This is a genomic window from Halomonas sp. KG2, from assembly GCA_030440445.1.
GTDB lineage: Bacteria > Pseudomonadota > Gammaproteobacteria > Pseudomonadales > Halomonadaceae > Vreelandella.
This window is the reverse complement of the sequence record CP098528.1, coordinates 14,113-38,326: the sequence shown is the minus strand read 5'-3', so window position 1 is coordinate 38,326 and position 24,214 is coordinate 14,113. Positions and strand designations below refer to the sequence as shown.

Sequence of the window (24,214 nt, the reverse complement as noted above, 5' to 3'; positions counted from 1 at the left end):
GAGCCTCGCGTTATTAGGCGAATAGAACGTTCAACGGCATCGGTTAGTTAAGACGACGCTCAATAGCATCCAGCAGCATTCCGGCAATGTCCGTGCCGCGCTGATCATCAATTTCACGTACACAGGTAGGACTGGTGACGTTAATTTCAGTGATGTAATCACCGATCACATCTAAACCAACAAACATCAGCCCTTTTTCACGAATCATGGGTTGCACCTGCTGAATCAACCAGTGGTCACGCTCAGTCAATTCACGGCTGACACCGCGCCCGCCAGCGGCGAGGTTACCCCGAGTTTCACCCGCCGAGGGAATACGCGCCAGCCCATAGGGCACGGGTTCACCGTCAACCAATAAGATACGCGTATCGCCATCTTTGATTTCGGCTAGGTAGCGTTGCGCCATAATTTGCCGCTGGCCGCGCAGGGTTAATTGCTCAATGACCGCACCAATGTTGCGGCCATCAGGGCCAATATGAAAAATCCCTGTACCGCCCATGCCATCAAGGGGTTTGAAAATCACATCACCATGCTCCGCGTGGAAAGCACGCAGGACGTCATCACGACTGGCGACAATGGTGGGCGCACAGCACTGGGGAAACTGCTGGGCAAATAATTTTTCATTACACTGCAACAGCGCCGCCGTTGGATTAACCACCAGAACGCCTTCCCGCTCGGCAAACCCCAGCAGATGGACCGCATTGGTAAAGTCGGCATCGACAGGCGGGTCTTTGCGCATTAGCACAACATCCAATTCCGCCAGTGGGCGCTGAGCCGCTTCGCCGAGGTCGTACCAATGGTTAGGATCGCGATGCACCGTTAATGGGCGCATACGTGCATAAGCCTGTCCTGCGTTCAAGAAAAGATCTTCTTGCTCCATATAATGCAGTGTGTAGCCGCGCTCTTGCGCCGCCCACAGCATGGCCATGGTGGTATCTTTCTTGTAAGCGATGTCGCTGATGGGATCCATCACCACACCGAGATGCAACGTTGATTGGCTCATCGGGGTAACATCCATACATGAACAAAAGGTAAGCAGTATGCCGCACTGCCTGCACAGCTCCAACCGTCGCTAGGGACTACTCGTCTTGCCCGTCCGTTAACGCCCCCGGTACAAGCCGGATAGCACCAGGCTCTAGGGTAATTAACTGCTGCTTATAAAGTCGCCCGATGGCCTGCTTATAAGCACTCTTGCTAACACCTAATCGCGTCTTAATATCATGCGCGGAGCTTTTATCACCCAACGCTAGATAACCACCACTTTCACGTAGCGCCTGCAATACTTTATCACCCACTACATCTAAGCGAGCCACACCCGGGGGGAGCAGGCAAATATCGACACGACCATCTTCGCGGCGCTGCTTTACATAGCCTTTCAGCGACTGCCCGCGGCGCAGCGGCTGGGTAATATCATCTTGATAGATCAACCCCCAATAGCGGTGATTAACCACTACCTTCATTCCAAGGTCGGTGCGATCGGCCACCACCACAGCCACTTCATCACCTTTTTCCAGCGCCCAAGCATCGTCTGTCAAAAAACGATCCAGGCGCATGGTAGCCACAGGTCGCCCTTGATCATCGCTATACAGCATTACCAGTACCCGCTTACCGGGATCGGGGCGAAAGCGCTGCTCGCTATAAGGCAGCAGTACATCTTTGGGCTGTCCCCATTGCAGAAACGCCCCTGTGCTATTGACCGCCGTCACGGTCAAATAGGCTACGTCACCCAGCTGAGCAGCGGCGTCGCTTGCGGAACGGGGAGAAGAGTGAGACTCACGGACCATAGGTACCGTCCTTACAGAAAGTAGACCTTCATTATGGTGCCTTGCGCACGCAAGGCAAAGCGCAGCCGGTATACGTAAATTCGACAGCGCATAAGCAGCGACTGACACCACTCAACAGGGCATCAGCCAGCTAGTAAGCACTCACTTATGCGTACCGCTAAAAAATAAGCTCCTAAAATATTCCTTAAGAATAAATATTTAAAGATGAGCTCTTACAAGTGGGTACAGAGAAGTGGGCGCTGAAAAGTGAGTACTTACACATCACCGAAGTGGTGCTGTAGCAGCGTTAACGCAACAACAGGCGCCGTTTCAGTACGCAATACTCTTGGGCCGAGCGTCAGCGGTGTAAAGCCACTGGCAGTGGCCGCATTAATATCCGCCTCACTTAAGCCACCCTCTGGGCCGATTAAGAGCGCTACTGCAGCAGGGCATGGCTGTTGCGAAAATACATTGCCCGTCGCTAGGTGAAGCATCAAGCGTAACGGCTCTTGCCGCTCGGCCAGCCAATCATCCAGCGCTTTTGGTGGATAGACGGGGGGGACAACCGCTCGCCCACTCTGTTCACAAGCGCTAGCCGCAACCGCCTGCCAGTGAGCCAGTTTTTTCTCTTCACGATCGCCCTTGAGACGCACATCACCCCGCTCTGTGTAGAGCGGGGTAATCGCTGCAACGCCCAGCTCAACGGCTTTTTGAATGGCATAATCCATCCGGTCGCCTTTCGAGATCGCTTGGCCAAGGTGCACCGCTAACGGCGATTCGCCACTACCCGGCCAGACAGCCTCGATGATCACTGTCGTTTGCTTGCGACCAACATCGGCTAAGCGCACGCCAGCCTCTTGGCCGTTGCCATCAAACAGCATCAGCGGTGCACTTTCGCCCAACCGTAGCACCCGCGTCACATGCCGCGCCGGGCCGTCAGGCAGAGTGATAGTTGCGCCCACTGCAAACTCAGCGGGCACATAAAGGCGGGGCATTTTGCCGTGTAAGGCAACCCAGTCAGCAGCATGCATACTTAGTGAGTATTCTCGGCTGCTTGCTGAGCCTGCTGCGCTTCACGCTGTTTGCGCTGAGCGTACATAGCTTCAAAATTCACCGGCGCCAGCATTAGCGGCGGGAAACCACCACGGTTGACCAGATTGTCAACGCACTCACGAGCATAAGGGAACAGCAAGTTGGGGCAGAACGCACCCAGAGTTTGTTCCAGCTGAGCCCCTTCAATTCCAGAAATACGGAACAGGCCGGCTTGCTCTACTTCTGCAAGGAACGACGTAGTGCCGGTTTCGCTATCGTTAACCTGGGCAGTCACCTTTACAACCACTTCGTACTGGTCGTCGGCTATTTTCTGGCTAGTGGTGTTCAGATCCAGATTCACCTTAGGCTTAAATGCCTGCTTGAATACGGAAGGTGAGTTCGGCGCTTCAAAGGAAATATCTTTCACATAGATACGCTGTAAAGAGAACTTCAGCTGAGGCTTTTCGCCTTCTGCGGCGCCTGCCTGCGGGGTGTTGTTATCTTCCGCCATTGGGATACTCCTAATTATTCATCTGCTAAAAAATTGCGCGACAGCGCACGGTTAAATACTTGCTACTTAATTACTTTTTTACCACCGGAAGACCATCGGCCTGCCACTGCACCATGCCACCTCTTAACTTATTGACACGTTCAAAACCTGCCTTAGCAAGTTTTGCCTGGGCAGCACCAGAGCTTTGGCCATGCTTACATACCACGATGATCGGCTGGCTTTTCACTTTCTCCAGTTCATTCATGCGGCTGTCGAGGCTGCTTTGAGGAATATTGCGTGCACCTGCAATATGTCCCGCTTTAAAGTCTTTGCTTTCACGGATATCCAGCACCACCGCATCTTCACGGTTAATAAGCTGAGTCGCCTGGGTAGAGGTCACAGCATGCGTGGCGGCGCTGCGCGCTTCGTACGCCACCCATGCTATTAATACCAGCAAAAACGCCCCGACAAGTAGGGGGTGGTTCATTACGAATTCGAACAGCTGATCGATCATCGTGAACACAATCTCTTGGTCTATGCAGAAAAAAGCGGCCTAGCCGCCTCCAGAAACGCAACAAGTATACACGTCACACGGCATACCGCGCAGGCCATGACGCCCAACGGCTGCCTGCGTTATGATGCCCCATGCGCGCGCCTGTCGCGACCCTGATTATAAGGTGTTGTCTGAAAACTGTTTGAGCAACCTTCACCAACGTTTCAAACAGCACCTCATGTCGCTTGGCTGACCAACATAACGAGGTTTTCATGGCTACAACTGCACCGCGCCCCGTGGCGCTAATCATCTTAGATGGCTACGGCCACAATCCCGATAGCGCCCACAACGCAGTGGCCGCAGCTAATACGCCCAACATGGACAAACTGTGGGCCAGTCGCCCGCACGCCTTTGTGCACACCGATGGTCGCCATGTGGGCCTGCCTGACGGGCAGATGGGTAACTCCGAAGTAGGCCATATGAATATTGGTGCCGGACGCATTGTCTACCAGGACTTCACCCGCATTACCAAAGCAATTGAAGACGGCGACCTAGACACCAACGAGGTGCTGACTAAGCCCATCGACGAGGCCGTTGCCAATGGCCGCGCTGTCCACTTGCTTGGGCTGCTCTCCCCCGGCGGCGTGCATAGCCACGAAGATCACTTTATTGCCATGGCCGAGCTTGCTGCCCGGCGCGGCGCGCAGCGTATTTTTATCCATGCGTTTTTAGACGGACGCGATATGCCGCCGCAAAGTGCACTCCGCTCAATCGAGCGCGCTAATGCACGTTTAGCGGAGCTGGTGGGTGCCGACAATGGCTTTGTTGCCTCAGTCATTGGCCGCTTTTATGCAATGGATCGTGATAACCGCTGGGAGCGGGTTGAGCAAGCCTACCGCTTGCTGACCGATGGCCATGCTGACTTTATTGCTTCCAGCGCTGAAACCGCTCTGCGCGACGCTTACCAGCGCGGCGAAACCGACGAATTTGTCGCTTCTAGCAGTATTCCGCTGAAGGGCACCGCCATTACGCTCCAAGACGGCGATGCAGCTATTTTCCTCAATTTCCGCTCCGACCGCGCCCGCGAATTAACCCGCGCGATCACTGAAGCTGATTTTAACGGCTTTGAGCGGCGTGTACGCCCTACGCTGGCTGGCGACGGTTTAGTCACGATGACCCAGTACGCCGCCAACATTCCAGCCCCAGCGGCCTTTCCCCCTTCTGATCTCACCGACACCCTGGGGGAAGTGGTTGCTAAACGAGGCCTAACCCAGCTACGTATTGCAGAAACAGAAAAGTATCCCCACGTCACCTTTTTCTTCTCTGGCGGTAATGAAGCCGAGTACACAGGCGAAGAGCGCATTTTAGTGCCCTCCCCCCGTGACGTTAAAACCTACGACGAAAAACCCGAGATGAGTGCCTTTGAGATCACCGATAAGCTGGTGGACGCTATCGATAGTGGTCGCTTTGACTTAATAGTGTGCAATTATGCCAATGGCGACATGGTTGGCCATACCGGTGACTTCAACGCAGCCATAAAGGCGATTGAAACCGTTGATACTTGCGTTGGCCGGGTAGTGGAAGCCATTGAGCGTGCTGGTGGTGCTTGCCTGATCACAGCTGACCATGGCAATGCCGAGCAGATGGTGCATCCAGAAACAGGCGCGCCGCAGACAGCCCACACGACCTTTACGGTGCCGTTGATTTACGTGGGAGAGCAGAATGGGCGGCTGGAAGATGGACGACTGTGCGATTTAGCGCCGACGCTGTTAACCATGATGAACCAGGCACAGCCCGAAGCAATGACAGGTAATCCACTGATTCATTTTGATTGATGCTGATGCGATGGACGTTAGCTGTCGCGCTCATGCTGGCGTTAGGTTATGCGCCAGCAAGTTTAGCCCAGCCAAATGAAAATGCCGCACGCCAGCAGTTGGATGCGATTGGCCAGGAGATCGAAGCGGCTGCCCAGCGCCTCAGTGCGACCGGGCAAGCGCGGGATAGCGCCGAACGCGAGCTGCGCCATGTGGAAACGGAGCTTGCCGAGACTCACCAGCGCCTGGATCAACTTCAGGCCGAGCGCCGTCAACTGGCCGACGAAACGACCCAACTTCGCCAGCACCGAGAGCGCTTGGAAGGTGAACGTGAATCACAATACGCTGCGCTGAGCCAACAGCTGGCAGCCCTTTATCGACTAGGGCCAACACCCCAACTAAAACTGCTCCTTAATCAAAGCGACCCTGCCCAACTAGACCGAATGCAGGCGTATCTAAATCGCCTGACTCAGGCGCGTCAGCAACGCCTTACGGATATAAGCCGCCTCGACACCGCGCTGGCAGATACCGAGCAAGCGCTCAGTGAGCGTCAAACACGCCTTGATGCCTTAGCCGACGAGCTAGAAGAGCAAAGCGCTATACTCGCTCAGCGAACCGAGGAACGGCGTGGCGTCGTAGCGACCCTGGATGACCGCTATGGCAGCGAAGAAGATCGCTTAGCCGATCTTAACCAAAGCCGTGAGCAGGCCGAACAGCAGCTAAGGGCGATACAGGCGGAGCTGGCTCGTTTAGCCGAGCCAACACCGACCACACACATTACTCGCACGCGGGGCGATTTACCCTGGCCCGTTCAAGGAGCCATTACGGCAACCTTCCAGCGTAGAGACGGCGTGCACTATAACGGTATCGTGATCCGAGCAGATTCGGGCAGTGCAGTAGCAGCCGTTCATACGGGCCGCGTGGTATTCGCCGACTGGATGCGTGGCTTTGGCAACCTGCTGATTATTGATCACGGCGATCAGATCATGACGCTCTATGCTCACTTGCAACAGTTTAGTGCGCGGCCCGGCCAGCAAGTAAGCCGTGGCACTGAAATTGGACGTGTCGGCAACAGCGGCGGGCAGACCAATCCCGCGCTTTACTTCGAAGTACGGCGTAGCGGTGAACCAATTAATCCACAACGTTGGATTGCACGCCGCTGACGGGATAAGCTGACTCCTATGAATTAACAATCATGTCTCAACTTATGCAGCGCCTTCTGGCGCTGCCTTTCGCCTAGCGGAGTCCGCATGACGCTATCTGTTACCAAGGTATCGGCCCCTGCCAAGCGCTTTTTGGCTACCCTGCTCCCGCTTGTACTGCTGACTGCTCCTCTCCCCTTAATGGCTCAGTCTGCAAATAGCGTTGCTGATGACCTACCGCTTGAAGAGATCCAGACCTTTGCTGAGGTGTTTGAGCGCATTAAACGCGGCTATGTCGAAGAGGTTGACGACCGCACGTTATTGCGTAATGCCATGCGAGGCATGCTCAGCGAACTAGATCCCCACTCAGCCTATTTAGACGAAGAAGAGTACCGAAGCCTGCGCGAATCCACCCAGGGTGAGTTTGGCGGTATTGGCATTGAAGTAGGCACAGAAAATGGCCAACTCATGGTCATCACCCCCATCGATGATACACCGGCTTCACGAGCAGGTCTGATGTCGCGTGACGTGATTGTGGCCATTGATGGAACGCCAACCGACAGCTTATCGCTTCAAGAGGCGGTTAACCTGATGCGTGGCGAACCGGGTAGCCAACTGCGTATTTCCGTCTTGCGGGCGGGTGAGGAATCTCCGCGTGAGTTCACACTAACGCGCGAAGTGATCCGCAACGAAAGTGTCAAGCATGAAGTGCTGGAACCAGGCTATGGCTACTTGCGAATCAGTCAGTTTCAGTCGCGCACCCCAGAGCAGGCACGCAGATCGCTAGAACGCATGGCCCGAGAGCAGCCACTTGAGGGACTCATTCTCGACTTACGCAATAACCCAGGTGGCGTTTTGCAGGCCGCCGTTGGCGTTGCCGACCTCTTCTTGGATGAGGGGCTAATTGTGTACACCGAAGGACGACTTTCCGACACCGAAATGTCGTTTTCGGCATCGCCAGAGACACCCGCTGGTGATGTGCCGCTAGTGGTACTGATAAACAGTGGCAGCGCCTCGGCTGCTGAAATTGTCGCTGGGGCGCTTCAAGACCAGCGCCGCGGGGTGGTCATGGGCACCGAAAGCTTTGGCAAAGGCTCCGTGCAGCAGATCATGCCGCTTGGCAATGGTGAAGGCCTTAAGCTGACAACCGCGCTTTACTACACCCCCAATGGGCGCTCAATCCAAGCACAAGGTATCGAGCCTGACGTGGAAGTGGTGCGCGGCCGGCTGGAAATAGCTGAGGGGCAGCGTCAAATCCGCGAAGCTGATCTTGATGGTCATCTAAGCGGCCAAGACGCAATGCCCCGGGAGCGGACTGAAATGTCTCAGCGCCTACGCGAGGACTATCAGCTCAGTGAAGCGCTGAACTTACTCAAAGCATTGAACGTGGTGGATCGTCGGCGCCGTTAACGACACGATTGCGGCAAGCGTCCTCGCTCTCCGATTGCCTGCCGCATCACCAGTCGTTTTATCGGCACCAACTGATTCATACCACTCATCCCCATATTGCGCGCCAGCGTCAATGCAGGCACTTGGCTACCGAAAAGCACTTTAAACCCTTTCATCAGCCCCAGCATGGCGCTGTTATCGAAGCGCCTACGCCGCTCGTAGCGACTCAGCGTGGTCAGCGCCCCCCAGGGGGCTCCTCGCTGCCATGCATTAACCACTTCCTCAGCCAGCACTGCCGCATCCATAAATCCTAGGTTAACGCCCTGCCCCGCTAGCGGGTGAATGCTATGGGCAGCATCGCCCACCAATGCAAAATTAGGCTGCACGTAGTGAGCGGCGTGGCGCTGAATCAGCGGAAACCGATAGGCCGTATCGACGGCACTCATCTGACCTAAACGGTAGTCAAAGGCTTCACTTAGCGCCTGCCCCAACGCCTCACTAGAGAGCGATGTAAGTTGATGTGCATGATCAGGCGTGGTCGACCAGACAATCGAACAGTAGCGGTCATCACCGCCCACCGTTAACGGCAAAAAAGCCAGTGGATGGCCAGCGATAAACGCCTGACGCGCCGTGTCGCCATGGGACTTTTCACACCTTACGGTGGTAACGACGGCCTCTTGCTGCATAGACTCTTCGGCCACCGATATCCCTGCCAATTCACGCATGGTGGAGCGTGCACCGTCGGCAGCAATTAATAATGGCGTATGCAATTGTCGGCCATCATCCAGCACTAGCCAGCGCCCGCTATCAGAGGTTTGCAAAGCCTCCACGCCCACTCCAAAGAGAGTGCTAACGGAAGGCAGCGCTAGCACCTGCTCATTTAACGCGGCCAATGTCACATCGTTTTCAACAATATGTCCAAGTACGGGCGCACCTGCTTCATCGGCGGAAAAATGGATGCTACCGCTGCCTTCTGCATCCCACACCTGCATATAACGGTAAGGCGTTATCCTAGTAGCAGCCATCGCGGGCCACGCCTTCAAGTGTGAGAGCAGCCGCTGAGAAACGGGTGTCAGTGCACTTACCCTGGGGGCAGGCGGATGGTCACCAAAGGCATCTAAGCGCAGTGGTGCTGCTTTGGTTTCAACCAACGCCACTTGCATCCCAGCATTAGCCAGTAGCCCTGCTAGTGCCGTGCCGACCATTCCGGCGCCTACGATCACCGCGTCAAAACGTTCAACCGGCACATCTGTTGCCGCTGTTTGCGTCTTCATAACGTTCCTTTAGCTACTTGTTGCATCAGCGCTCCAGACCCATTGCTCTGCGTGCCAAGCTGCGGCGAAGCGGGCCCACTAAATTGAGCCCTACCAGACCAGCGGCTCGGGCCTGCGGCAGTAGGGGCAGCGAATAGCCGAATAGACGCACTAACCCATCGCTAAACCGAATGACATTGGCACGGTCTTGCGCACGACGCTGCTCAAAGGCGAGTAGCATGTCCATATCACCAAGAGCACGCTGGTTCTGAGCGCCCTGCGCTAGTGCTTCGACCAGATCCATCACTGAGCGCAGCGCCAAGTTGAACCCCTGCCCTGCTACCGGGTGAAGCGCATGGGCAGCATTTCCCAACACCGCCAACCCAGGTCGAACGGGCTCTTCCGCGGTAATCAGCGAAAGGGGGTAGCTGAAACGCTGCCCCACCCGAGTAAAACGCCCGACTCGATCACCAAAGGCAGCTTGTAGCTGGCGTAAAAACGCCGCATCGGAGAGCGCTAGTCGCGCCTGCTCTGTGCCGCTGGCATGCGTCCAGACCAGCTCCATCGCTTGTCCAGGCAGTGGCAGCAGTGCGATTGGCCCCTCTGCTGTAAAACGCTCATAGGCAACCCCCTCATGGGGCTGGCTAATACCAACATGGGCAATGACGGCTGTTTGCTCGTAAGAGCGGTGACGACTACTGATGCCCAACTGCTCTTTCAGCCCAGATCGCCCGCCGTCGGCGAGAATTGTCAGCGCTGCCGTAAGTTCACTGCCATCGGAAAGTACAAGGCGGTGACCGTTAGCTTGTGGCGTTAGTTGCGCCACCGTCGCAGGGCAGTGCCACTCAATCGGCAGTTGCTGAAGATGGCGATGCAGCACACGCCCCATCCAAGCATTAGGAATGACATGCCCCAATGCCGACACTCCCAACTCCTGAGCGCTAAGCCTCGTGGCACCTAAACGACCGCGCTCGCTGATATGAATGCGCTTGATCGGGGTAGCTTCACTGCGCATCGCCTCCCAAACACCCAGTTGGCGAAAGCGTTGCGCAGAGCCTTCGGCGATAGCACTGGCCCTAGCATCAAAGCTTGGCTGCCACGCTGACTTCTCAGCGTTTTCAGGTAAGGCGGCCGCTTCAACAATTGCCACACGCCAACCGTAGCGCTCAATCAACGGCGCTAACGCACAGCCCAAGCTGGCACCGACCAGCCCGCCTCCCACAATAACGATATCGTGGGTGAGCGTAGCTGCTTGCTGCTGTCTTACCTGCTGAGTCCCATGCATTGTCATCTCCTACGGATAAACCAAACCCAGCAAATGTAATTTCGTAATGTAAATTACATAAACAAATATCAATAGAATTTTACTACTTATTTATTAACCATTAATTGCTCTATATCAGCAATTCGCTTCGGCACGGCTGACGTAAGCACTTCGTGCCCATCACGGGTCACCACGACATCATCTTCAATACGAATGCCAATTCCGCGGTAAGCGGCAGGAATATCATCATCGCAGGGAATGTATAAACCAGGCTCAATCGTGACGACCATGCCTTCGATTAGCAGGCGCGGCGTCTCTTCATCCAACCGATAAGTTCCTACATCATGCACGTCTAACCCCAACCAATGGGACGTAGAGTGCAGGTAGAAGCGCCGATAGCTCTCATCATCGATGCGTGCCTGCATATCGCCCTCTAATAACCCGAGACCGATCAGTCCAGCGGTTAAATCCCTCACGACCTCTTGGTGAATATCCGCCAGCGTGGCTCCCGGCTTGACGGCACGCACTGCACGCTCTTGCGCATCTAGCACCACTTGATAAAGCGCCCGCTGAGCGTCATTGAACCGACCATTAACCGGGAAAGTACGGGTAATATCCCCAGCGTAGAGGTCGAACTCGGCCCCTGCGTCAATCAGCACAAGTGTATCGGCCTGCAACGTATCGCTGTTCTCAATATAGTGCAGCACGCAAGCGTTAACGCCACCACCAACAATGGTGCTATACGCAGGCCCGCTAGCACCTTGCCAAACGAATTCGTGCTCTAACTCAGCCTGCAACTGATACTCGCTTAACCCAGGACGGCAGACACGCATCGCACGCGTATGCGCCTTTGCTGAAATAGCGGCCGCATGGCGCAGTAGAGTAATTTCAGCGGGGCTTTTAATGAGCCGCATCTCATGAACAAGCGGGCGGCTATCCAACCACCCTTTCAATGCTGGCTTACCTCGACGCAGGCCAGCTTGAGCGCAGGCCAACGCCTCTTCTGCAATATTCAACGCCTCGGGATTATCTAATGGCAGGTAGAGCAGTTCGCGGCCTGCCAATAGACCTGGTAACAGCTCTTCCCGCTGAGCATTTTCAAACGCTTGGTCAATGCCATGCTGAGCCTCAACGCCCTGGGCTCCTAGTCGCCTACCTGTCCAGGCTTCCATAGTGGCGTCGCGGTCTTGGCAAAACACCACGCTTTGGCCTGCCTCGCGCCCAGGCAGCACTACAAGCAACGCATCGGGCTCTTGAATGCCGGTTAAGTAGTAAAAATCACTCTGCTGCCGGAACGCGTATTCGCTATCGTGAGAGCGCGTTACCAAGGTAGCGCTTGGCACCACTAGCGCAGCATTGGCAGGTAGCTGGGCGATGAGCGCTTCTCGGCGCTGGCGGTATTCTGCCGACGCAATAGCGGCGGGCCGAGGCAGTAACTCAGGCAACATAGATAACTCCTATATTAATGAACGGGGGCGTCGGTCTGCTCAACCTGGGGCATTCCTGGGTGCTGCTCGGTGTAGAGCAGCATTGCCGCCATACGCGCGTGTTCCGTCAGCGCAAATAGATCATTTTCGTTTTCAGGACTATCCTCGATATCGGTTTCGATCTGTACGAGTCCTGCGAGATCATCGATGGCCTCTTGAAGCGTCTTAGACCAGCGTTCGCGTAGCGCCTTATCAGCTACGTCCTCAACAACTTCCATAAAACCCAGCGTCCACTCTTTTAGCCCCTGGGCTTGCTCGGCGAGTGAAAAAAGCTCATCGGGTAGCAGCGGTGTGTAATTCAAATCGCTGGCGCTCAATGCCTCCAGCGTTTGACGCCGCCAACCTAGTAAGCGTTCAGCGCTAGCAGGATCTCGCGGCTGCTCGACCCCTAAGCTTAGGCATACCTCTTCTAGCCATGCTTCAGCCGTCACATCACGAAGCGCTAACAGACCACTTAGGCGGCCATCCAAAAACGCGGGCGACTGCATACTTCCATGCAGAAGAAAAACATCCGCGACGTCAGAAAAATCCTGGCGTTCATTGATTAGGGACATGGGCATTGCTCGCTATACAGAATGGGGAATGAAGTCGTCGTAACAACATGTCTAAAAGGGTGTTAAACCGCAGAAGGAATCTTATGGCGCGCGCGCCTGTGCGTTGACCCCACATAAGCGGCTCTCTTATAGTGAACGCCAACTATCCTTCCTATGCAGCGATGTTAACGCATTGGTCAACAAAATGACCTGTGCCGGAGTTTTTGATGAGTAACGCGAAGCGGCCAACCAAAGAAATCACCCTACTGGGTCGCAGCTACATGATTGCTTGCGACACTGGCGAAGAAGCTAAGCTTGAACGTGCTGCTCGCTATTTAGATCGCGCGATGAATGGCATTCACGCCCAAAGCAGCGCTCTTGGCAGTGAGCGGGTTGCAGTGATGGCAGCCCTAAATATCACCCATGAATTGCTTGAGATTATGGATGAGCACCGCGCGAGCGAAGCAAACCTTAGCCGCCTAAACGACCGCCTTGAACGGGCACTAACAGATACACGCCAACAAAAAGAACCGTAAGAACCTGCTGTCGGCTCTTTGGCATTATCACTGGCTCTGTTAGGATAGAGATGTTCTCTGGGGTGTACGCCAGTCGTTATAGTCCCTCGAGCCTATGCGAAGTACCCAGGGGGCCAAATGCTAGCCAAACCCGTGTGCATGTCCGTGCGTCGGAAAGCCTGACGGTTTGGCTGCGGCCACCCACCTGAACCAGTAGGTTCAGGGCCAGAACGACAGCGGCATTCTGGGGAACACTAAGTCTTGATTAGCTCGTCACGAGTAGCTCGTTATGAACGATACTGCTGCCCGCAGTACATTCGGCGATAAAATTGCGCTTCGTCGTGAGCTTAGACGCAGACGCCGTACCCTTTCCCTAGATCAGCAAAAACAAGCCGCTACCGCCCTTTGCCAGCGCCTTAAAGGGCTGCCTGAGATTCGTCGTGCGAAACGCATTAGCCTTTATTTACCGGTTAACGGCGAGATAGACCCGACACCATTAATACCTTGGCTTCGTCAGCGAAAAGTAAGTATTTACTTACCGGTATTGCGCCCATTTTCGACTAATCGCCTTTGGTTTGTTGCCTACCGCGAATCAACGCCCATGGTTAAAAACCGTTTTGGCATCGCAGAGCCCTGCTCACGATTTGCCGCCGATAGGCGCAATCGCCTGCCAGCTTGGGCGCTAGATACGCTTATTGTTCCGCTGGTAGGATTTGATAAGCAAGCAAATCGCATGGGCATGGGAGGTGGTTTCTATGATCGCAGCCTCGCTTTTATGCGCCGCCAAGGGCCAGCACCGACACTCATAGGCGTTGCTCACGCCTGCCAACAGGTGGATGCGCTACCCATCGAACCTTGGGATATTCCGTTGGACGTGATAGCTAGTGACACAAGGGTTATTCGACCAACTAAAACGGGCTGATCTTAATGATCAGCCCGTTTTAAATATCAACCTCGACTAGTTTGGCGCAGCGTTTACGCTGAAAGCGCTGAGATCAACTTAGTAAGTTAACTCCCCGATAGCGCTTGCGCGTATCCAGTGGCGAGTACTCCAAGTAAAAACACCACTGTTAGCGCCATCACCATATCAGGCTTTTTACGCCGCATGCCTCATCTCCAACGTCTTTCACGGTTGCCAAATGTCCTTAATGCGTCATCTAAACAATGTTTCTAACAAGATGACACACCTCATTAATTTCGCCCACGACTATAGGGCCATAGGAGAGGACTGACAACTGCTTTCAGTGCTATTTTTAACGCACTATTAAACGTTTTCAAAAGCTCACTCTTCTTAACAACTCTACATCCCGGGGTTAGTAAGCACTTACAATTCTTTACGCCATGAAGAGTCGATAGGCTGGGTTATCACTCTCCCACCAATAACGGTAGCCAATCGCATCCAAGTACTCTGCAACATGGGTTTGATCACTGCTCGGCACTTGCATACCGACCAATACACGACCATAGGCGGCACCATGATTTCGGTAGTGGAACAGTGAAATATTCCAGTCATGGGGTAGCTGGGTTAAAAAGTTCATTAGCGCACCCGGGCGCTCCGGGAACTCAAAGCGGTAGAGCTCTTCTTCAAAGCGCTCGCTAGGCCGACCACCGCTAAGATGGCGAATATGTAGCTTCGCCAGCTCATTGTCGGTCAAATCTTCAACCTGATAGCCAGCTTCACGAAGCTTATCAATCACCGCCTGGCGGTCTTCCCCACCCGGCTTAACTTGAACCCCCACAAAGATATGAGCCTCGCTATTATCTGCATAGCGATAGCTGAACTCGGTGACCATGCGCTTGCCTAGCGTGCGGCAAAACTTTTTAAAACTGCCTGGGTTTTCCGCAATGGTCACCGCCAAGATCGCTTCACGCTGCTCACCCAGCTCGGTGCGTTCCGCAATATGCTGCAAACGATCAAAATTGGTATTCGCACCAGAGTTAATACATATCAACGTCTCGCCTTCAGCACCGGTTTGCTGCACATATTTCTTCAAGCCCGCTAGCGAAAGCGCCCCAGACGTTTCTGCGACGGCACGGGTATCTTCAAAGATATCCTTCACCGCCGCGCACATCTCATCGGTATTCACCGTGATAACGTCGTCGATTAAGTCACGTACTAGAGAAAAGGGCACTTCACCGATTTGCGCGACGGCGACACCCTCCGCGAATACGCCAACTTGATCCAGTACGACCCGCTCCCCGGCTTCTAGCGCGGCTTTTAAACAGGCACTGTCTTCGGCTTCTACGGCGATGATTTTGATATCTGGGCGCAGATATTTCACATACGCCGCGACGCCTGCAATTAAGCCGCCACCACCGACAGGAATAAAAATAGCGTCTAGACGGCCGCTGTGCTGGCGCAGAATTTCAACACCAATAGTGCCCTGACCTGCGACCACATCGATATCATCAAACGGCGGAATATAGGTATAGCCATGCTCTTTAATCAATTCTTGAGCATGTTCAGCAGCAGCAGCAAATGCATCACCTTTCAAAATAACCTTAGCACCGCGAGCACGGACTGCCTGAACCTTAATATCGGGCGTAATACGCGGCATCACAATAACTGCTTTCACCCCCATCAGCTTGGCTGCCATAGCCAGACCCTGGGCATGATTGCCCGCCGATGCTGCAATCACACCCTTGGCCTTCTGCTCTTCAGTTAGCTGGGCCATTTTGTTGTAAGCACCACGAATCTTGAAAGAAAACACTGGCTGAAGATCTTCGCGCTTAATCAAAATTTGGTTATTGAAACGACGCGACAAAAAGGGAGCGGGTGAAATAGGGGTCTCACAAGCGGCTTCATAAACGCGGGCTTGGAGGATCTTTTTGACGGTTGCTTCGAGCATGCGGGAATCCCAAAAAAATAACGTGGCCCTGACGGGAGAGAGCAAAGCCTTTATTGGTAGCAGATTACGCCTAGCGTCGTCTAGCGGCGTTTCCATCGGCAGTGGGCGCTAAGGCCGTTATACTAGGGAACACTGCCTAACCCTGACGCAGGAAAATATGATGACCCAAGATGAATTGAAAGCGGCCGTAGCGGATGCTGCGGTTAAAGAGATTGAGCCTCATCTCGAAAAAGATACCGTGCTAGGTATTGGCACAGGCTCAACAGCGAACCTGTTTATTGATCGTTTAGGCCCGCTAAGAGATCGTTTCAAAGGTGCCGTTGCCAGCTCAGAAGCCAGTGCTAAGCGCCTACAGGCGCTAGGTATTGAGATATTCGAGCTGAACAATGTTGGCGATGTCCCTTTCTACATCGACGGTGCGGACGAAGTAAACGCTAACTTACAAATGATTAAAGGCGGTGGCGCAGCGCTAACCCGGGAAAAAATCGTCGCCGCCTGCGCCAAGCGATTTATTTGCATTGCCGATGGCTCGAAATACGTAAACCAACTTGGCAACTTCCCGCTACCGGTAGAAGTTATTCCGATGGCACGTTCCTACGTCGCTCGAGAGCTGGTCAAACTAGGTGCTGACCCCGTCTATCGACAAGGGGTAGTCACCGATAATGGCAATCAAATTATCGACTGTTTTGACTTTATGATCGACGACCCAGTCTCCATGGAAGCGCGTATTAATGCCATTGTAGGCGTCGTCACGAACGGTTTATTCGCCCAGCGCGGTGCCGATGTACTGCTGTTGGGTAAAACGGACGGCGTAGAACGAACCGCGTTACGTTAACCACTGACTAAGCCCATCGAGCGTGCGCGCCAATGCGCCTCTATGGGCTTCAACTACCTCTCGCCCAGCCTGCCCAATGTGCAGCGCAAATGATGGCGTTGCCAGCCGCTCGGCCAGCGCGTCGGCTAAGGCATCGGGTGTTTCCACCACGCTTAACGCGCCTACCGCTAATAGCGGCTCGGCCACATCGCTAAAGTTGTCAAGCGAAGGACCGCAGAGCACTGGTTTGCCCAGCGCCGCAGGCTCCACTACGTTGTGCCCGCCCAACGGCACCAAACTACCGCCAACAAAGGCCACATGCCCTGCTGCATACAGCGTTGCCAGCTCACCTAGCGTATCCCCCAGGTAAATCTGCGTTTGTGGCGTCACGGCCTGCTGCTGGCTACGACGGCTTAGTGCCCAGCCGCCCTGGGCACACAGCTTGGCCACTTCATCAAAACGCTGCGGGTGTCGCGGCACCAATACCAATAACGCTGTTGGAAAGCGCTGCAATAGCTGACGGTGGGCCTCCAAGAGCAGTGCTTCTTCCCCGTCGCGGGTGGAACCTGCCACCCACACTGGGCGCGCGCCCCAAGACTGAAGTAAGTACTCACTCTCTTTCAGAGCCTTTTCCTGAGAAGGCACCTCAAATTTTAACGATCCAACGACATGAATTGCTGCTGCGCGGCAACCCAGTGCCTGAAAGCGCTCGGCATCTTGGACAGATTTAGCAGCCAGCCATGTGACGTTAGCTAATGCACTCGCCATTAACGAGCGCAAGCGCTGATAGCGTGCAAAGGCTCGTGGCGATAGCCGCCCGTTGACTACCGCGACAGGTACTGCTTGTTGGTGACAAGCGTGTAGCAGATTGGGCCACAGTTCGGTTTCAAACAGAATGGCAAGAGTGGGCTGCACGCGGGTAATAAAACGCTTGGCCGCTCCCGGAAAATCCAGAGGGAGGAAGCAGTGAGCAAGCCTTACTTGATCCGGCGCGGTTTGTTCACCGATGAGTGTTTGAACCTGCTGAGCACCCGTGGCGGTCATTGTGGTCAACAGCAGGCTGTGCTGAGGGTAACGCGCCAGCAAACCCTCTATTAGCGGACGGGCAGCGCGCACTTCCCCCACCGAGGCACAGTGCAACCAAATGCGCGGCCCAGGGGGAAGCGTCCCCAAACGCATACCAAGCCGCTGCAAGCGCGAGTAAGTAAGTACTTGCTCACGCCAGATGCGCCAGCCAATCAGCGGCGACAACATATAAAGCACCGCTGAATAAATAAGCCGAGGCCAAATCGGCGACGCCATTAGCCCTCGCGATCCAGGATGGAGCTAATCATTGCGGTGGTCGATACGCCATCTTCAAAGCCAAGTACTTTTACATCGCCGCCGTTGGCGATAACGGCCTCCCCTCCTGCAATATCTTCAGGGCGGTAATCGCCACCTTTCACCAAAATATCCGGCAAAACGGCTTCAATTAGCGCTTGGGGAGTATCGTCACTAAATGGCACGACCCAATCGACAGCGCCTAACCCAGCCAGTACTTGCATGCGGCGGTTAAGCGGATTGATTGGCCGTTTAGGGCCTTTCAAACGGCCAATAGAGGCATCATCATTCACCGCAACGATGAGGCGATCCCCCAGGCGTTTGGCTTGTTCCAAGTAGGCCACGTGTCCTGCATGAAGAATATCAAAGCAGCCATTGGTCATCACCACGCGCTCGCCACGCAGTTGGGCAGCACGCACAGCGTCGACCAGCGGGGCTTGGTCAATCACCCCAAACTCAGCCAGCTTGTCGCCGTGTAGCGCGGTGTAGAGCTCGGCTATCGAGAGCGTCGCCGTTCCCGGTTTGGCCACCACTAAGCCCGCCCCCAAGTTGGCCAGCATCATCGCTTCTGGCAATGCATGGCCTGATGCTAGCGCGAGCCCCATCAGGCCAATCACGGTATCGCCAGCGCCAGTCACGTCGAACACTTCCTGGGCTCGGGTGGGTAAATGGAGCGGTGCGTGGTCTTCACGAATAAGCGTCATACCTTTTTCACTGCGAGTGATCAGCAGCGCTTCTAACTCAAGCTCAGCGCGCAACGCTTCTCCGCGCTGGGCAAGAACATCGTCATTGGCACAGTGACCAACCACCGCTTCAAACTCGGTTAAGTTAGGCGTAATCAAGCTCGCCCCACGATACTTACTAAAATCTTGGCCTTTCGGATCGACCAGCACTCGTTTGCCAAAAGCCCGCGCCATCTGAATCAGCGTCTCGACCTGGTTAAGCGTTCCTTTACCGTAGTCGGAAAGAATCATCACATCGCAATCAGGCAGCGCTTTTTCGACCTGCTCCAGCAGAGCGGTGGTATCGACACCATCAAGGCGCTGCTCAAAATCCAGCCGCAGTAGCTGTTGATTACGACTCATCACACGCAGCTTGGTAATCGTTGGTATCCCTGGGCTTCGCTGAAAGTAAGTACTTACATTCGAAGCCGTCAAACGCGACGTCAGCAGCTCGGCGTTCTCATCCTCGCCCACCACACCGGCCAGGGCGACGTGGCCGCCTAGAGAAGCCACATTCAGTGCCACGTTCGCCGCGCCACCGGGACGATCATCAGCATCTTCGACACGCACCACCGGCACCGGCGCTTCGGGTGAAATACGCGACGTGCCACCATGCCAGTAGCGGTCGAGCATCACATCCCCCACCACCAATACGCGGGCATGTTCCAGGGCGGTTAAATCAACTCTCATCCGAAGGTCCTGTTGTTGGCGGCACTGCGGTATACGCCAGCAGCGCGTCTAGCTTAGCAATCACGTCGTCGGCTTTGATCAAATCCATGGCATCCGCATGGCGTACTCGCTGTCCCCAGCTAACCTCATCGACGGATTTATTCAGATACGTGCGAACCGCTTCGGGATAAGCATTGACCGCAAAATCCCGCCAACAATAAGGCGCGGCACGCTGGGGGTTGGTGGTCGCATAGAGGCCAAGCGTGGGCGTGCCCATGGCATTCCCCATATGCGCCGGCCCCGTGTCGGGGGCAATAACCGCACGGGCATTGTCAATCAACGCCAGCACGCCTTTGAGCGACGTACCGCCGATAGCATTAATAACGCTATCCGGTTGACATAGCGCCTCAATTTGATCGCCGATTTCTCGCTCTAATGAACTCCCCCCACCGGTCAACACGCTCTTCAGACCATGGTGTACCCAAGCATGTTCAATCACGCTGGCATAGCCTTCCACCGACCAATTGCGGAAATTACGCAGCCGTGCGTTGCTGCAAGGATTAATGACCAAATATGGCGTATCGCCACTAACCCCGCGGGCTTCTTCATAGGCCAGCGGTGGTACGGCCAGATTCCATTCCAATCGATCATCTTCTACGCCGAGCAAGCGAGCAAAGTCCATAAACGACTCCAACACATGGGCGTTAGGATGCGGCGCAAGCTGATGCTGTGTAAACCAGTGCTGAGCGTCTTTGGCGCGCGACTTATCATAGCCCACTCGTACATTGGCCTTGAGGCCAAGCGAAAGCACGCTGGCGCGTATCGCTTGCTGCATGTGCAGCAGTACATCAAAGCGAGTATCGGAAAGCTCTTTCCACAGGGCGCGCATGCCCGCAAGACCGGAGGACTTGTCATAGACAACAAACTCGACCCCAGAAAGCCCCGCCAGTAAACTGTGCTCCCCCTTGCCGATTATCCAGGTAATGCGAGCGTGCGGCCATTGGCGCTGCAACGCACGCACCGTGGGCACAAGATTGCACACATCTCCCAACGCGGAGAGGCGCAAAATGGCAATATGGTTAGGTTGAGCAGGCAGAGAGGGCTTCATGCGCTTAGCGGCACTCCGGCAAAGAAATTGGCTGATTTTACATGATGTAGACAGTTTAAGTGACGCTGCCACGTCACACCAACTGTCGCAACATGGATCTCAACAACGATCGCAACAACGGTCTCAAGGGCAGTCACACCCACTTCATCCTGAGCTTTTTCATCAGGCCTATTGGCGTGAGCGTAATTTAATCGTCGGGGAAGCACCAGGAAGGGGGAGCAGTTTTTTCTTAAAGGCCAGTGATTCAGAGCAGTGGGTATTGCGCCCTTATCGCCGCGGCGGATTGATCGCCAAGCTAAGCGAGAAACGCTACCTGTGGCTGGGTGAAGAGCGCACCCGTGCGTTTCGCGAGTTGCGCTTAAACGCTGCGCTGTACGACCAGGGACTGCCAGTGCCACGCCCCGTTGCCTGCTGTGTTATGCGTTACGGCCCTACGTATGAAGCGGCGCTTATCACCGTTAGGATTCCAGGCGCTCAGGCGCTGGCTAGCTTATTGGCGGCAGGGGAAGCAGGTGAGGCGTTACTTCAGCGCGTTGGCGCAATGATCAAGCGCTTCCATCAAGCAGGCCTTGATCATGTTGATCTAAATGCGCGCAATATCTTGATCGACCCCCTGGGCGAACCCTGGCTGATTGATCTGGACCGCTGCCGCCTACGGCCACCAGGTAAGTGGCAGGAACACAATATAAACCGCCTGGCAAGGTCGCTAAAAAAATTCCATTGCCATAGTGTGCTGTCCATCATATTAAAAGGTTATAACCGTTAACCTTTATTTTTCAGCGCCAACTTCACACGCGAGGATTTTCGATGCGCAGTTTATTAGCTCATCAGGAGTAATTGATGAAAGGTCTGCTTGTGATGAAACATAACCGCTGTTATCTCTCTCAAGAAACCATTCGGATAAATACTCTTTAAAAACAACCACTTGATTCACTCCCATTATATGAGCGACATGCGAGGGGCCACAATCGTTACTGACAAATAGTTTACAACTATTTACCAATCTAAAAAGAGTAGTTACATCAGGGCTATGAATAACAGCAAACCCTTCTTGCTCAAGGATGTTCTTTTCCTCTTCTTCTTTTGGTCCTGTGAGAAAAACAATCTCCTCTGATCTTAACTCAGCAATCTTTCTTGCTAGCTGAATATAATTAGCAAGCGACCATTTTTTTTCTTCCCCCCCAGCCCCAGGAGCAAGTACAATTTTATTGTTTAATGTTCCATCAGACTCAATATGTTTTTTCAAACAGGGAACAATATCTAATGTTGATGATATCCCTAGCAGGGATAAGAAAAGGTCTGCCCTGTAGGTAGTGACATCAAGAGGTACCGAGTGCGTATAAAACGCTCCGAATTTTTTAAATCCTATTCTATAAGGAATTCGCAGCTTTAACATTTGTAGAGAAGTCCCAACGCTAGAAGGACGCAAGTTAAAACCAATATCGAAATTATATTTTATTTTTAAGCTAGCGGTGCTAAAGCCGTCAATCACTTCAAGTTCATTTATAAAACCTGCTTCAACTAGGAAATCTGCCCCTGAATTCTTAGAGATACCCACCAATATAGCATTTGGATACCTTTCCTTAACAGCGACTAAAAAAGGAATATGAACTACATATGCACCAAAAAAAGGCCTATTATGTAAAAATATAGCGATGCATTTAACTTTTAAAAAGTCGTTCATTTAAAAATAATTCCTTTATAGACATCGAGATAATTTTCAGCCATTTTTTCTTTACTATAAAACTCTAAAAGATGACGTGCATTCTCAACCGCAGACTCTCTCATCTGTTTATTTTTTGCTAGCTTTACTATCCAGTTCTCGATTTCTTCACTACTTCCTGGCGTTACTAGAAAACCTGTTTCACCATGTTTAATTAAATCAGGAATGCCGCCAACATTACTAGCAACAATAGGCACGTTTGCATCCATAACATCTAAAAGAACTGAGCCTAGACCTTCGTTGCGAGACGGAAAAACAAACAGATCCAGCGCTGGAATAAAATCACCAATATTAGGCTTAAAGCCAGCCCATACAACATTTTTTAAGTGGCTGCTTTCCAAGTGAAGTTCTTCCTCATCCTCCCCTCGACCAAAAAAAACGCACAGCACTTCGGGATGGCTATGCTGTAATCGTTCCGCAGCTTCAAGTAGTACCCGCTGACCTTTGTGACGATCAACTAATGCACCAATATGGCCGACAATAAAGCGGCCTGGATAGCTAGCACGAAAGCGAGCAGCAACTTGGGCATCCGCTGTAAATCCCGTCATCGCACTAGGAATCGTTAATACTTCATTCTTATTCCAGTGTGATAGCTGTTGCCGAATAATCGATGAAATAGCGACACAGCGGTCTGCATCACGATAGAACAGTCGATTCACCCATTTATCTTTAATGGGTGTATCCACTCGGCGAGTCACCACATAGGGTGTGCCGTATATACGCTTATGCAACCACGCCCAGTGCACCGCTTTAGCTTCATGAGCATGCACCACCGATGCGCGGCCAGCTTGCCTATGCCCAGCCATCTGCTGGTTAGCATCTACAAATCTTAAGTTCTCAATGCATTGAAGCTCATTACGCAATGGAGAATCTTTTCTGCATACCAGCGTTTGCTGACCTACATGCCGTTGCAAGGCTTGAATTAGCAGCGCTGTCTGGCGTTCTCCACCGCGAAAACCTTTGGCAAGGTTAACGTGAATAATATGCAAATTGCCCTCATACAAATCGTTGCCATCACCCTGGTATAGTACTGTATCTACCAACCACCAGAGCAGGGTGTGAATAAATGTCTATGGATGTGAGCGTCGTTATCATTACTCGCAATGCGGCCGCGACACTTAGCCGAACACTAGACGCCTTGACGTGCTATGACGATGTCGTGGTATATGACAACGGCTCCACAGACGACACATGTAGCATTGTACAAGCCTACTCCAATACAACATTACACCATGGTGAATTTTTAGGCTTTGGCCCTACCAAGCGTGCTGCCGTATCGTTAGCAAAATATGACTGGATCTTCTCAATAGATGCTGACGAAGCGCCAACAAAAGAGCTTAACGCTGCGATTAATGACTGGGTAGCCACTGCAACACCTCAGCAGGCTGGCAAAATATTGCGCGAAAACTGGATGCTGGGTAAACCCGTTCACCACTCTGGCTGGGGAAATGACTGGTTAATTCGACTGTTTAACCGTAACACAGGTAACTTTAATGATGCCGCTGTTCATGAGTCAGTAAGCTTAGCAAAGAATACAGAAGTTTCTCAGCTTAATGGAAAAATTGAACATCTTGCCGTTAACGACCTCGCTCAGTTCCTTGATAAGATAAATCGCTATTCAGACCTTCGCGCATCATCAAAAAAACTCAAGCATTATCCTTTTGCGCTGATATTTCTCAAGGCACTTTACGCATTTATACGCACTTATTTTTTCCGCCTCGGCATACTGGATGGCTGGCGTGGGCTTACTATATCTGTGGCTAATGCAAATGGCGTTTTTTGGAAATATGCCAAAAATAATGTTAATAACCGCCTATAATACGTTGTAAATTTTCTA

General features: G+C 53.3%; 23 protein-coding genes and 1 other RNA gene. 9 read left to right on the top strand and 15 right to left on the bottom strand.

Features of this window, described 5'->3' with window-relative positions:
- Positions 1-43: 43 nt before the first annotated feature.
- The 5 genes from gshB to NDQ72_00150 form a co-directional block, all read right to left on the bottom strand.
- Entirely contained in the window at positions 44-1,000 is a 957-nt protein-coding gene (gene gshB, locus NDQ72_00170; GenBank protein WKD28403.1) for a glutathione synthase, read from the bottom strand.
- Positions 1,001-1,076: 76 nt separating this feature from the next.
- Positions 1,077-1,781, bottom strand: coding sequence for a S1-like domain-containing RNA-binding protein (locus NDQ72_00165; protein ID WKD28402.1), 705 nt, complete (start codon positions 1,779-1,781; stop codon positions 1,077-1,079).
- Positions 1,782-2,035: 254 nt separating this feature from the next.
- Complete coding sequence (locus tag NDQ72_00160; protein WKD28401.1) at positions 2,036-2,791, bottom strand: 16S rRNA (uracil(1498)-N(3))-methyltransferase; 756 nt, start codon at positions 2,789-2,791, stop codon at positions 2,036-2,038.
- Between the two features lie 2 nt (positions 2,792-2,793).
- On the bottom strand, positions 2,794-3,303 hold the full coding sequence (secB, locus tag NDQ72_00155) for a protein-export chaperone SecB (GenBank protein WKD28400.1): 510 nt from the start codon (positions 3,301-3,303) through the stop codon (positions 2,794-2,796).
- 70 nt (positions 3,304-3,373) lie between these two features.
- The gene (locus tag NDQ72_00150; GenBank protein WKD28399.1) at positions 3,374-3,796 is read right to left on the bottom strand and encodes a rhodanese-like domain-containing protein; all 423 of its coding nucleotides are present in this window, start codon (positions 3,794-3,796) and stop codon (positions 3,374-3,376) included.
- Between the two features lie 251 nt (positions 3,797-4,047).
- Here NDQ72_00150 and gpmI point away from each other — a divergent pair, with 251 nt between their 5' ends.
- The 3 genes from gpmI to NDQ72_00135 all read left to right on the top strand — a co-directional run bounded on the left by gpmI (position 4,048) and on the right by NDQ72_00135 (position 8,141).
- Complete coding sequence (gene gpmI, locus NDQ72_00145; protein WKD28398.1) at positions 4,048-5,610, top strand: 2,3-bisphosphoglycerate-independent phosphoglycerate mutase; 1,563 nt, start codon at positions 4,048-4,050, stop codon at positions 5,608-5,610.
- A 5-nt stretch (positions 5,611-5,615) separates the two neighbouring features.
- The gene (locus tag NDQ72_00140) at positions 5,616-6,752 is read left to right on the top strand and encodes a peptidoglycan DD-metalloendopeptidase family protein (protein WKD28397.1); all 1,137 of its coding nucleotides are present in this window, start codon (positions 5,616-5,618) and stop codon (positions 6,750-6,752) included.
- Positions 6,753-6,839: 87 nt separating this feature from the next.
- Positions 6,840-8,141, top strand: a complete 1,302-nt coding sequence (locus NDQ72_00135; protein ID WKD28396.1) for a S41 family peptidase — start codon at positions 6,840-6,842, stop codon at positions 8,139-8,141.
- Here NDQ72_00135 and NDQ72_00130 read toward each other — a convergent pair.
- The 4 genes from NDQ72_00130 to NDQ72_00115 form a co-directional block, all read right to left on the bottom strand.
- Complete coding sequence (locus tag NDQ72_00130; GenBank protein WKD28395.1) at positions 8,138-9,394, bottom strand: UbiH/UbiF/VisC/COQ6 family ubiquinone biosynthesis hydroxylase; 1,257 nt, start codon at positions 9,392-9,394, stop codon at positions 8,138-8,140. The two genes, NDQ72_00135 and NDQ72_00130, sit on opposite strands and share 4 nt — an antisense overlap.
- A gap of 25 nt (positions 9,395-9,419) precedes the next feature.
- A complete protein-coding gene (gene ubiH, locus NDQ72_00125; protein WKD28394.1) occupies positions 9,420-10,658 on the bottom strand; it encodes a 2-octaprenyl-6-methoxyphenyl hydroxylase in 1,239 nt (412 codons plus the stop codon).
- An 86-nt stretch (positions 10,659-10,744) separates the two neighbouring features.
- A complete protein-coding gene (gene pepP, locus NDQ72_00120) occupies positions 10,745-12,085 on the bottom strand; it encodes a Xaa-Pro aminopeptidase (protein WKD28393.1) in 1,341 nt (446 codons plus the stop codon).
- Between the two features lie 14 nt (positions 12,086-12,099).
- Positions 12,100-12,678: a YecA family protein gene (locus tag NDQ72_00115; GenBank protein ID WKD28392.1), complete on the bottom strand. Its 579-nt coding sequence runs from the start codon at positions 12,676-12,678 to the stop codon at positions 12,100-12,102.
- 206 nt (positions 12,679-12,884) lie between these two features.
- Between NDQ72_00115 and NDQ72_00110 the strand changes: the two genes are divergently transcribed.
- The 3 genes from NDQ72_00110 to NDQ72_00100 all read left to right on the top strand — a co-directional run bounded on the left by NDQ72_00110 (position 12,885) and on the right by NDQ72_00100 (position 14,094).
- On the top strand, positions 12,885-13,193 hold the full coding sequence (locus NDQ72_00110; protein WKD28391.1) for a cell division protein ZapA: 309 nt from the start codon (positions 12,885-12,887) through the stop codon (positions 13,191-13,193).
- Positions 13,194-13,244: 51 nt separating this feature from the next.
- Positions 13,245-13,427, top strand: a non-coding RNA gene (ssrS, locus tag NDQ72_00105) — 6S RNA.
- Positions 13,428-13,461: 34 nt separating this feature from the next.
- Entirely contained in the window at positions 13,462-14,094 is a 633-nt protein-coding gene (locus tag NDQ72_00100; GenBank protein ID WKD28390.1) for a 5-formyltetrahydrofolate cyclo-ligase, read from the top strand.
- A gap of 412 nt (positions 14,095-14,506) precedes the next feature.
- On the opposite strand, the gene ilvA is transcribed toward NDQ72_00100, so the two are convergent.
- Positions 14,507-16,021: a threonine ammonia-lyase, biosynthetic gene (gene ilvA / locus NDQ72_00095; protein ID WKD28389.1), complete on the bottom strand. Its 1,515-nt coding sequence runs from the start codon at positions 16,019-16,021 to the stop codon at positions 14,507-14,509.
- Positions 16,022-16,181: 160 nt separating this feature from the next.
- Between ilvA and rpiA the strand changes: the two genes are divergently transcribed.
- On the top strand, positions 16,182-16,856 hold the full coding sequence (gene rpiA / locus NDQ72_00090) for a ribose-5-phosphate isomerase RpiA (protein WKD30453.1): 675 nt from the start codon (positions 16,182-16,184) through the stop codon (positions 16,854-16,856).
- Here the strand turns inward: rpiA and waaA are convergent.
- Genes waaA through NDQ72_00075 form a run of 3 tightly spaced genes read right to left on the bottom strand, consistent with a single transcriptional unit; the run spans position 16,848 to position 20,654 of the window.
- Positions 16,848-18,137: a lipid IV(A) 3-deoxy-D-manno-octulosonic acid transferase gene (gene waaA / locus NDQ72_00085; protein ID WKD28388.1), complete on the bottom strand. Its 1,290-nt coding sequence runs from the start codon at positions 18,135-18,137 to the stop codon at positions 16,848-16,850. The genes rpiA and waaA overlap by 9 nt on opposite strands.
- Positions 18,137-19,567, bottom strand: a complete 1,431-nt coding sequence (gene hldE, locus NDQ72_00080; GenBank protein WKD28387.1) for a bifunctional D-glycero-beta-D-manno-heptose-7-phosphate kinase/D-glycero-beta-D-manno-heptose 1-phosphate adenylyltransferase HldE — start codon at positions 19,565-19,567, stop codon at positions 18,137-18,139. The genes waaA and hldE overlap by 1 nt, the downstream gene beginning before the upstream one ends.
- Entirely contained in the window at positions 19,557-20,654 is a 1,098-nt protein-coding gene (locus NDQ72_00075) for a glycosyltransferase family 9 protein (GenBank protein ID WKD28386.1), read from the bottom strand. The genes hldE and NDQ72_00075 overlap by 11 nt, the downstream gene beginning before the upstream one ends.
- On the opposite strand from NDQ72_00075, the gene NDQ72_00070 reads away from it, so the two are divergent.
- Positions 20,653-21,420: a 3-deoxy-D-manno-octulosonic acid kinase gene (locus NDQ72_00070; GenBank protein ID WKD28385.1), complete on the top strand. Its 768-nt coding sequence runs from the start codon at positions 20,653-20,655 to the stop codon at positions 21,418-21,420. The genes NDQ72_00075 and NDQ72_00070 overlap by 2 nt on opposite strands.
- Positions 21,421-21,423: 3 nt before the next feature.
- Here the strand turns inward: NDQ72_00070 and NDQ72_00065 are convergent, their stop codons facing one another.
- Together NDQ72_00065 and NDQ72_00060 are read right to left on the bottom strand one after the other, a co-directional pair.
- Positions 21,424-22,338, bottom strand: a complete 915-nt coding sequence (locus NDQ72_00065; protein WKD28384.1) for a hypothetical protein — start codon at positions 22,336-22,338, stop codon at positions 21,424-21,426.
- The gene (locus tag NDQ72_00060; GenBank protein WKD28383.1) at positions 22,335-23,366 is read right to left on the bottom strand and encodes a glycosyltransferase family 4 protein; all 1,032 of its coding nucleotides are present in this window, start codon (positions 23,364-23,366) and stop codon (positions 22,335-22,337) included. Before NDQ72_00060 ends, NDQ72_00065 begins: the two co-directional genes overlap by 4 nt.
- Before the next feature lie 77 nt (positions 23,367-23,443).
- Between NDQ72_00060 and NDQ72_00055 the strand changes: the two genes are divergently transcribed.
- Entirely contained in the window at positions 23,444-24,196 is a 753-nt protein-coding gene (locus tag NDQ72_00055; GenBank protein ID WKD28382.1) for a glycosyltransferase family 2 protein, read from the top strand.
- The last annotated feature ends 18 nt before the right edge of the window (positions 24,197-24,214 follow it).

What these genes read in the sequence shown, in the direction of transcription:
- gshB (WKD28403.1), bottom strand. Translation starts at nt 1,000, where the DNA reads ATGAGCCAATCAACGTTGCATCTCGGTGTGGTGATGGATCCCATCAGC.
- NDQ72_00165 (WKD28402.1), bottom strand. Translation starts at nt 1,781, where the DNA reads ATGGTCCGTGAGTCTCACTCTTCTCCCCGTTCCGCAAGCGACGCCGCT.
- NDQ72_00160 (WKD28401.1), bottom strand. Translation starts at nt 2,791, where the DNA reads ATGCATGCTGCTGACTGGGTTGCCTTACACGGCAAAATGCCCCGCCTT.
- secB (WKD28400.1), bottom strand. Translation starts at nt 3,303, where the DNA reads ATGGCGGAAGATAACAACACCCCGCAGGCAGGCGCCGCAGAAGGCGAA.
- NDQ72_00150 (WKD28399.1), bottom strand. Translation starts at nt 3,796, where the DNA reads ATGATCGATCAGCTGTTCGAATTCGTAATGAACCACCCCCTACTTGTC.
- gpmI (WKD28398.1), top strand. Translation starts at nt 4,048, where the DNA reads ATGGCTACAACTGCACCGCGCCCCGTGGCGCTAATCATCTTAGATGGC.
- NDQ72_00140 (WKD28397.1), top strand. Translation starts at nt 5,616, where the DNA reads ATGCGATGGACGTTAGCTGTCGCGCTCATGCTGGCGTTAGGTTATGCG.
- NDQ72_00135 (WKD28396.1), top strand. Translation starts at nt 6,840, where the DNA reads ATGACGCTATCTGTTACCAAGGTATCGGCCCCTGCCAAGCGCTTTTTG.
- NDQ72_00130 (WKD28395.1), bottom strand. Translation starts at nt 9,394, where the DNA reads ATGAAGACGCAAACAGCGGCAACAGATGTGCCGGTTGAACGTTTTGAC.
- ubiH (WKD28394.1), bottom strand. Translation starts at nt 10,658, where the DNA reads ATGCATGGGACTCAGCAGGTAAGACAGCAGCAAGCAGCTACGCTCACC.
- pepP (WKD28393.1), bottom strand. Translation starts at nt 12,085, where the DNA reads ATGTTGCCTGAGTTACTGCCTCGGCCCGCCGCTATTGCGTCGGCAGAA.
- NDQ72_00115 (WKD28392.1), bottom strand. Translation starts at nt 12,678, where the DNA reads ATGTCCCTAATCAATGAACGCCAGGATTTTTCTGACGTCGCGGATGTT.
- NDQ72_00110 (WKD28391.1), top strand. Translation starts at nt 12,885, where the DNA reads ATGAGTAACGCGAAGCGGCCAACCAAAGAAATCACCCTACTGGGTCGC.
- NDQ72_00100 (WKD28390.1), top strand. Translation starts at nt 13,462, where the DNA reads ATGAACGATACTGCTGCCCGCAGTACATTCGGCGATAAAATTGCGCTT.
- ilvA (WKD28389.1), bottom strand. Translation starts at nt 16,021, where the DNA reads ATGCTCGAAGCAACCGTCAAAAAGATCCTCCAAGCCCGCGTTTATGAA.
- rpiA (WKD30453.1), top strand. Translation starts at nt 16,182, where the DNA reads ATGACCCAAGATGAATTGAAAGCGGCCGTAGCGGATGCTGCGGTTAAA.
- waaA (WKD28388.1), bottom strand. Translation starts at nt 18,137, where the DNA reads ATGGCGTCGCCGATTTGGCCTCGGCTTATTTATTCAGCGGTGCTTTAT.
- hldE (WKD28387.1), bottom strand. Translation starts at nt 19,567, where the DNA reads ATGAGAGTTGATTTAACCGCCCTGGAACATGCCCGCGTATTGGTGGTG.
- NDQ72_00070 (WKD28385.1), top strand. Translation starts at nt 20,653, where the DNA reads ATGCGCTTAGCGGCACTCCGGCAAAGAAATTGGCTGATTTTACATGAT.
- NDQ72_00075 (WKD28386.1), bottom strand. Translation starts at nt 20,654, where the DNA reads ATGAAGCCCTCTCTGCCTGCTCAACCTAACCATATTGCCATTTTGCGC.
- NDQ72_00065 (WKD28384.1), bottom strand. Translation starts at nt 22,338, where the DNA reads ATGAACGACTTTTTAAAAGTTAAATGCATCGCTATATTTTTACATAAT.
- NDQ72_00055 (WKD28382.1), top strand. Translation starts at nt 23,444, where the DNA reads ATGTCTATGGATGTGAGCGTCGTTATCATTACTCGCAATGCGGCCGCG.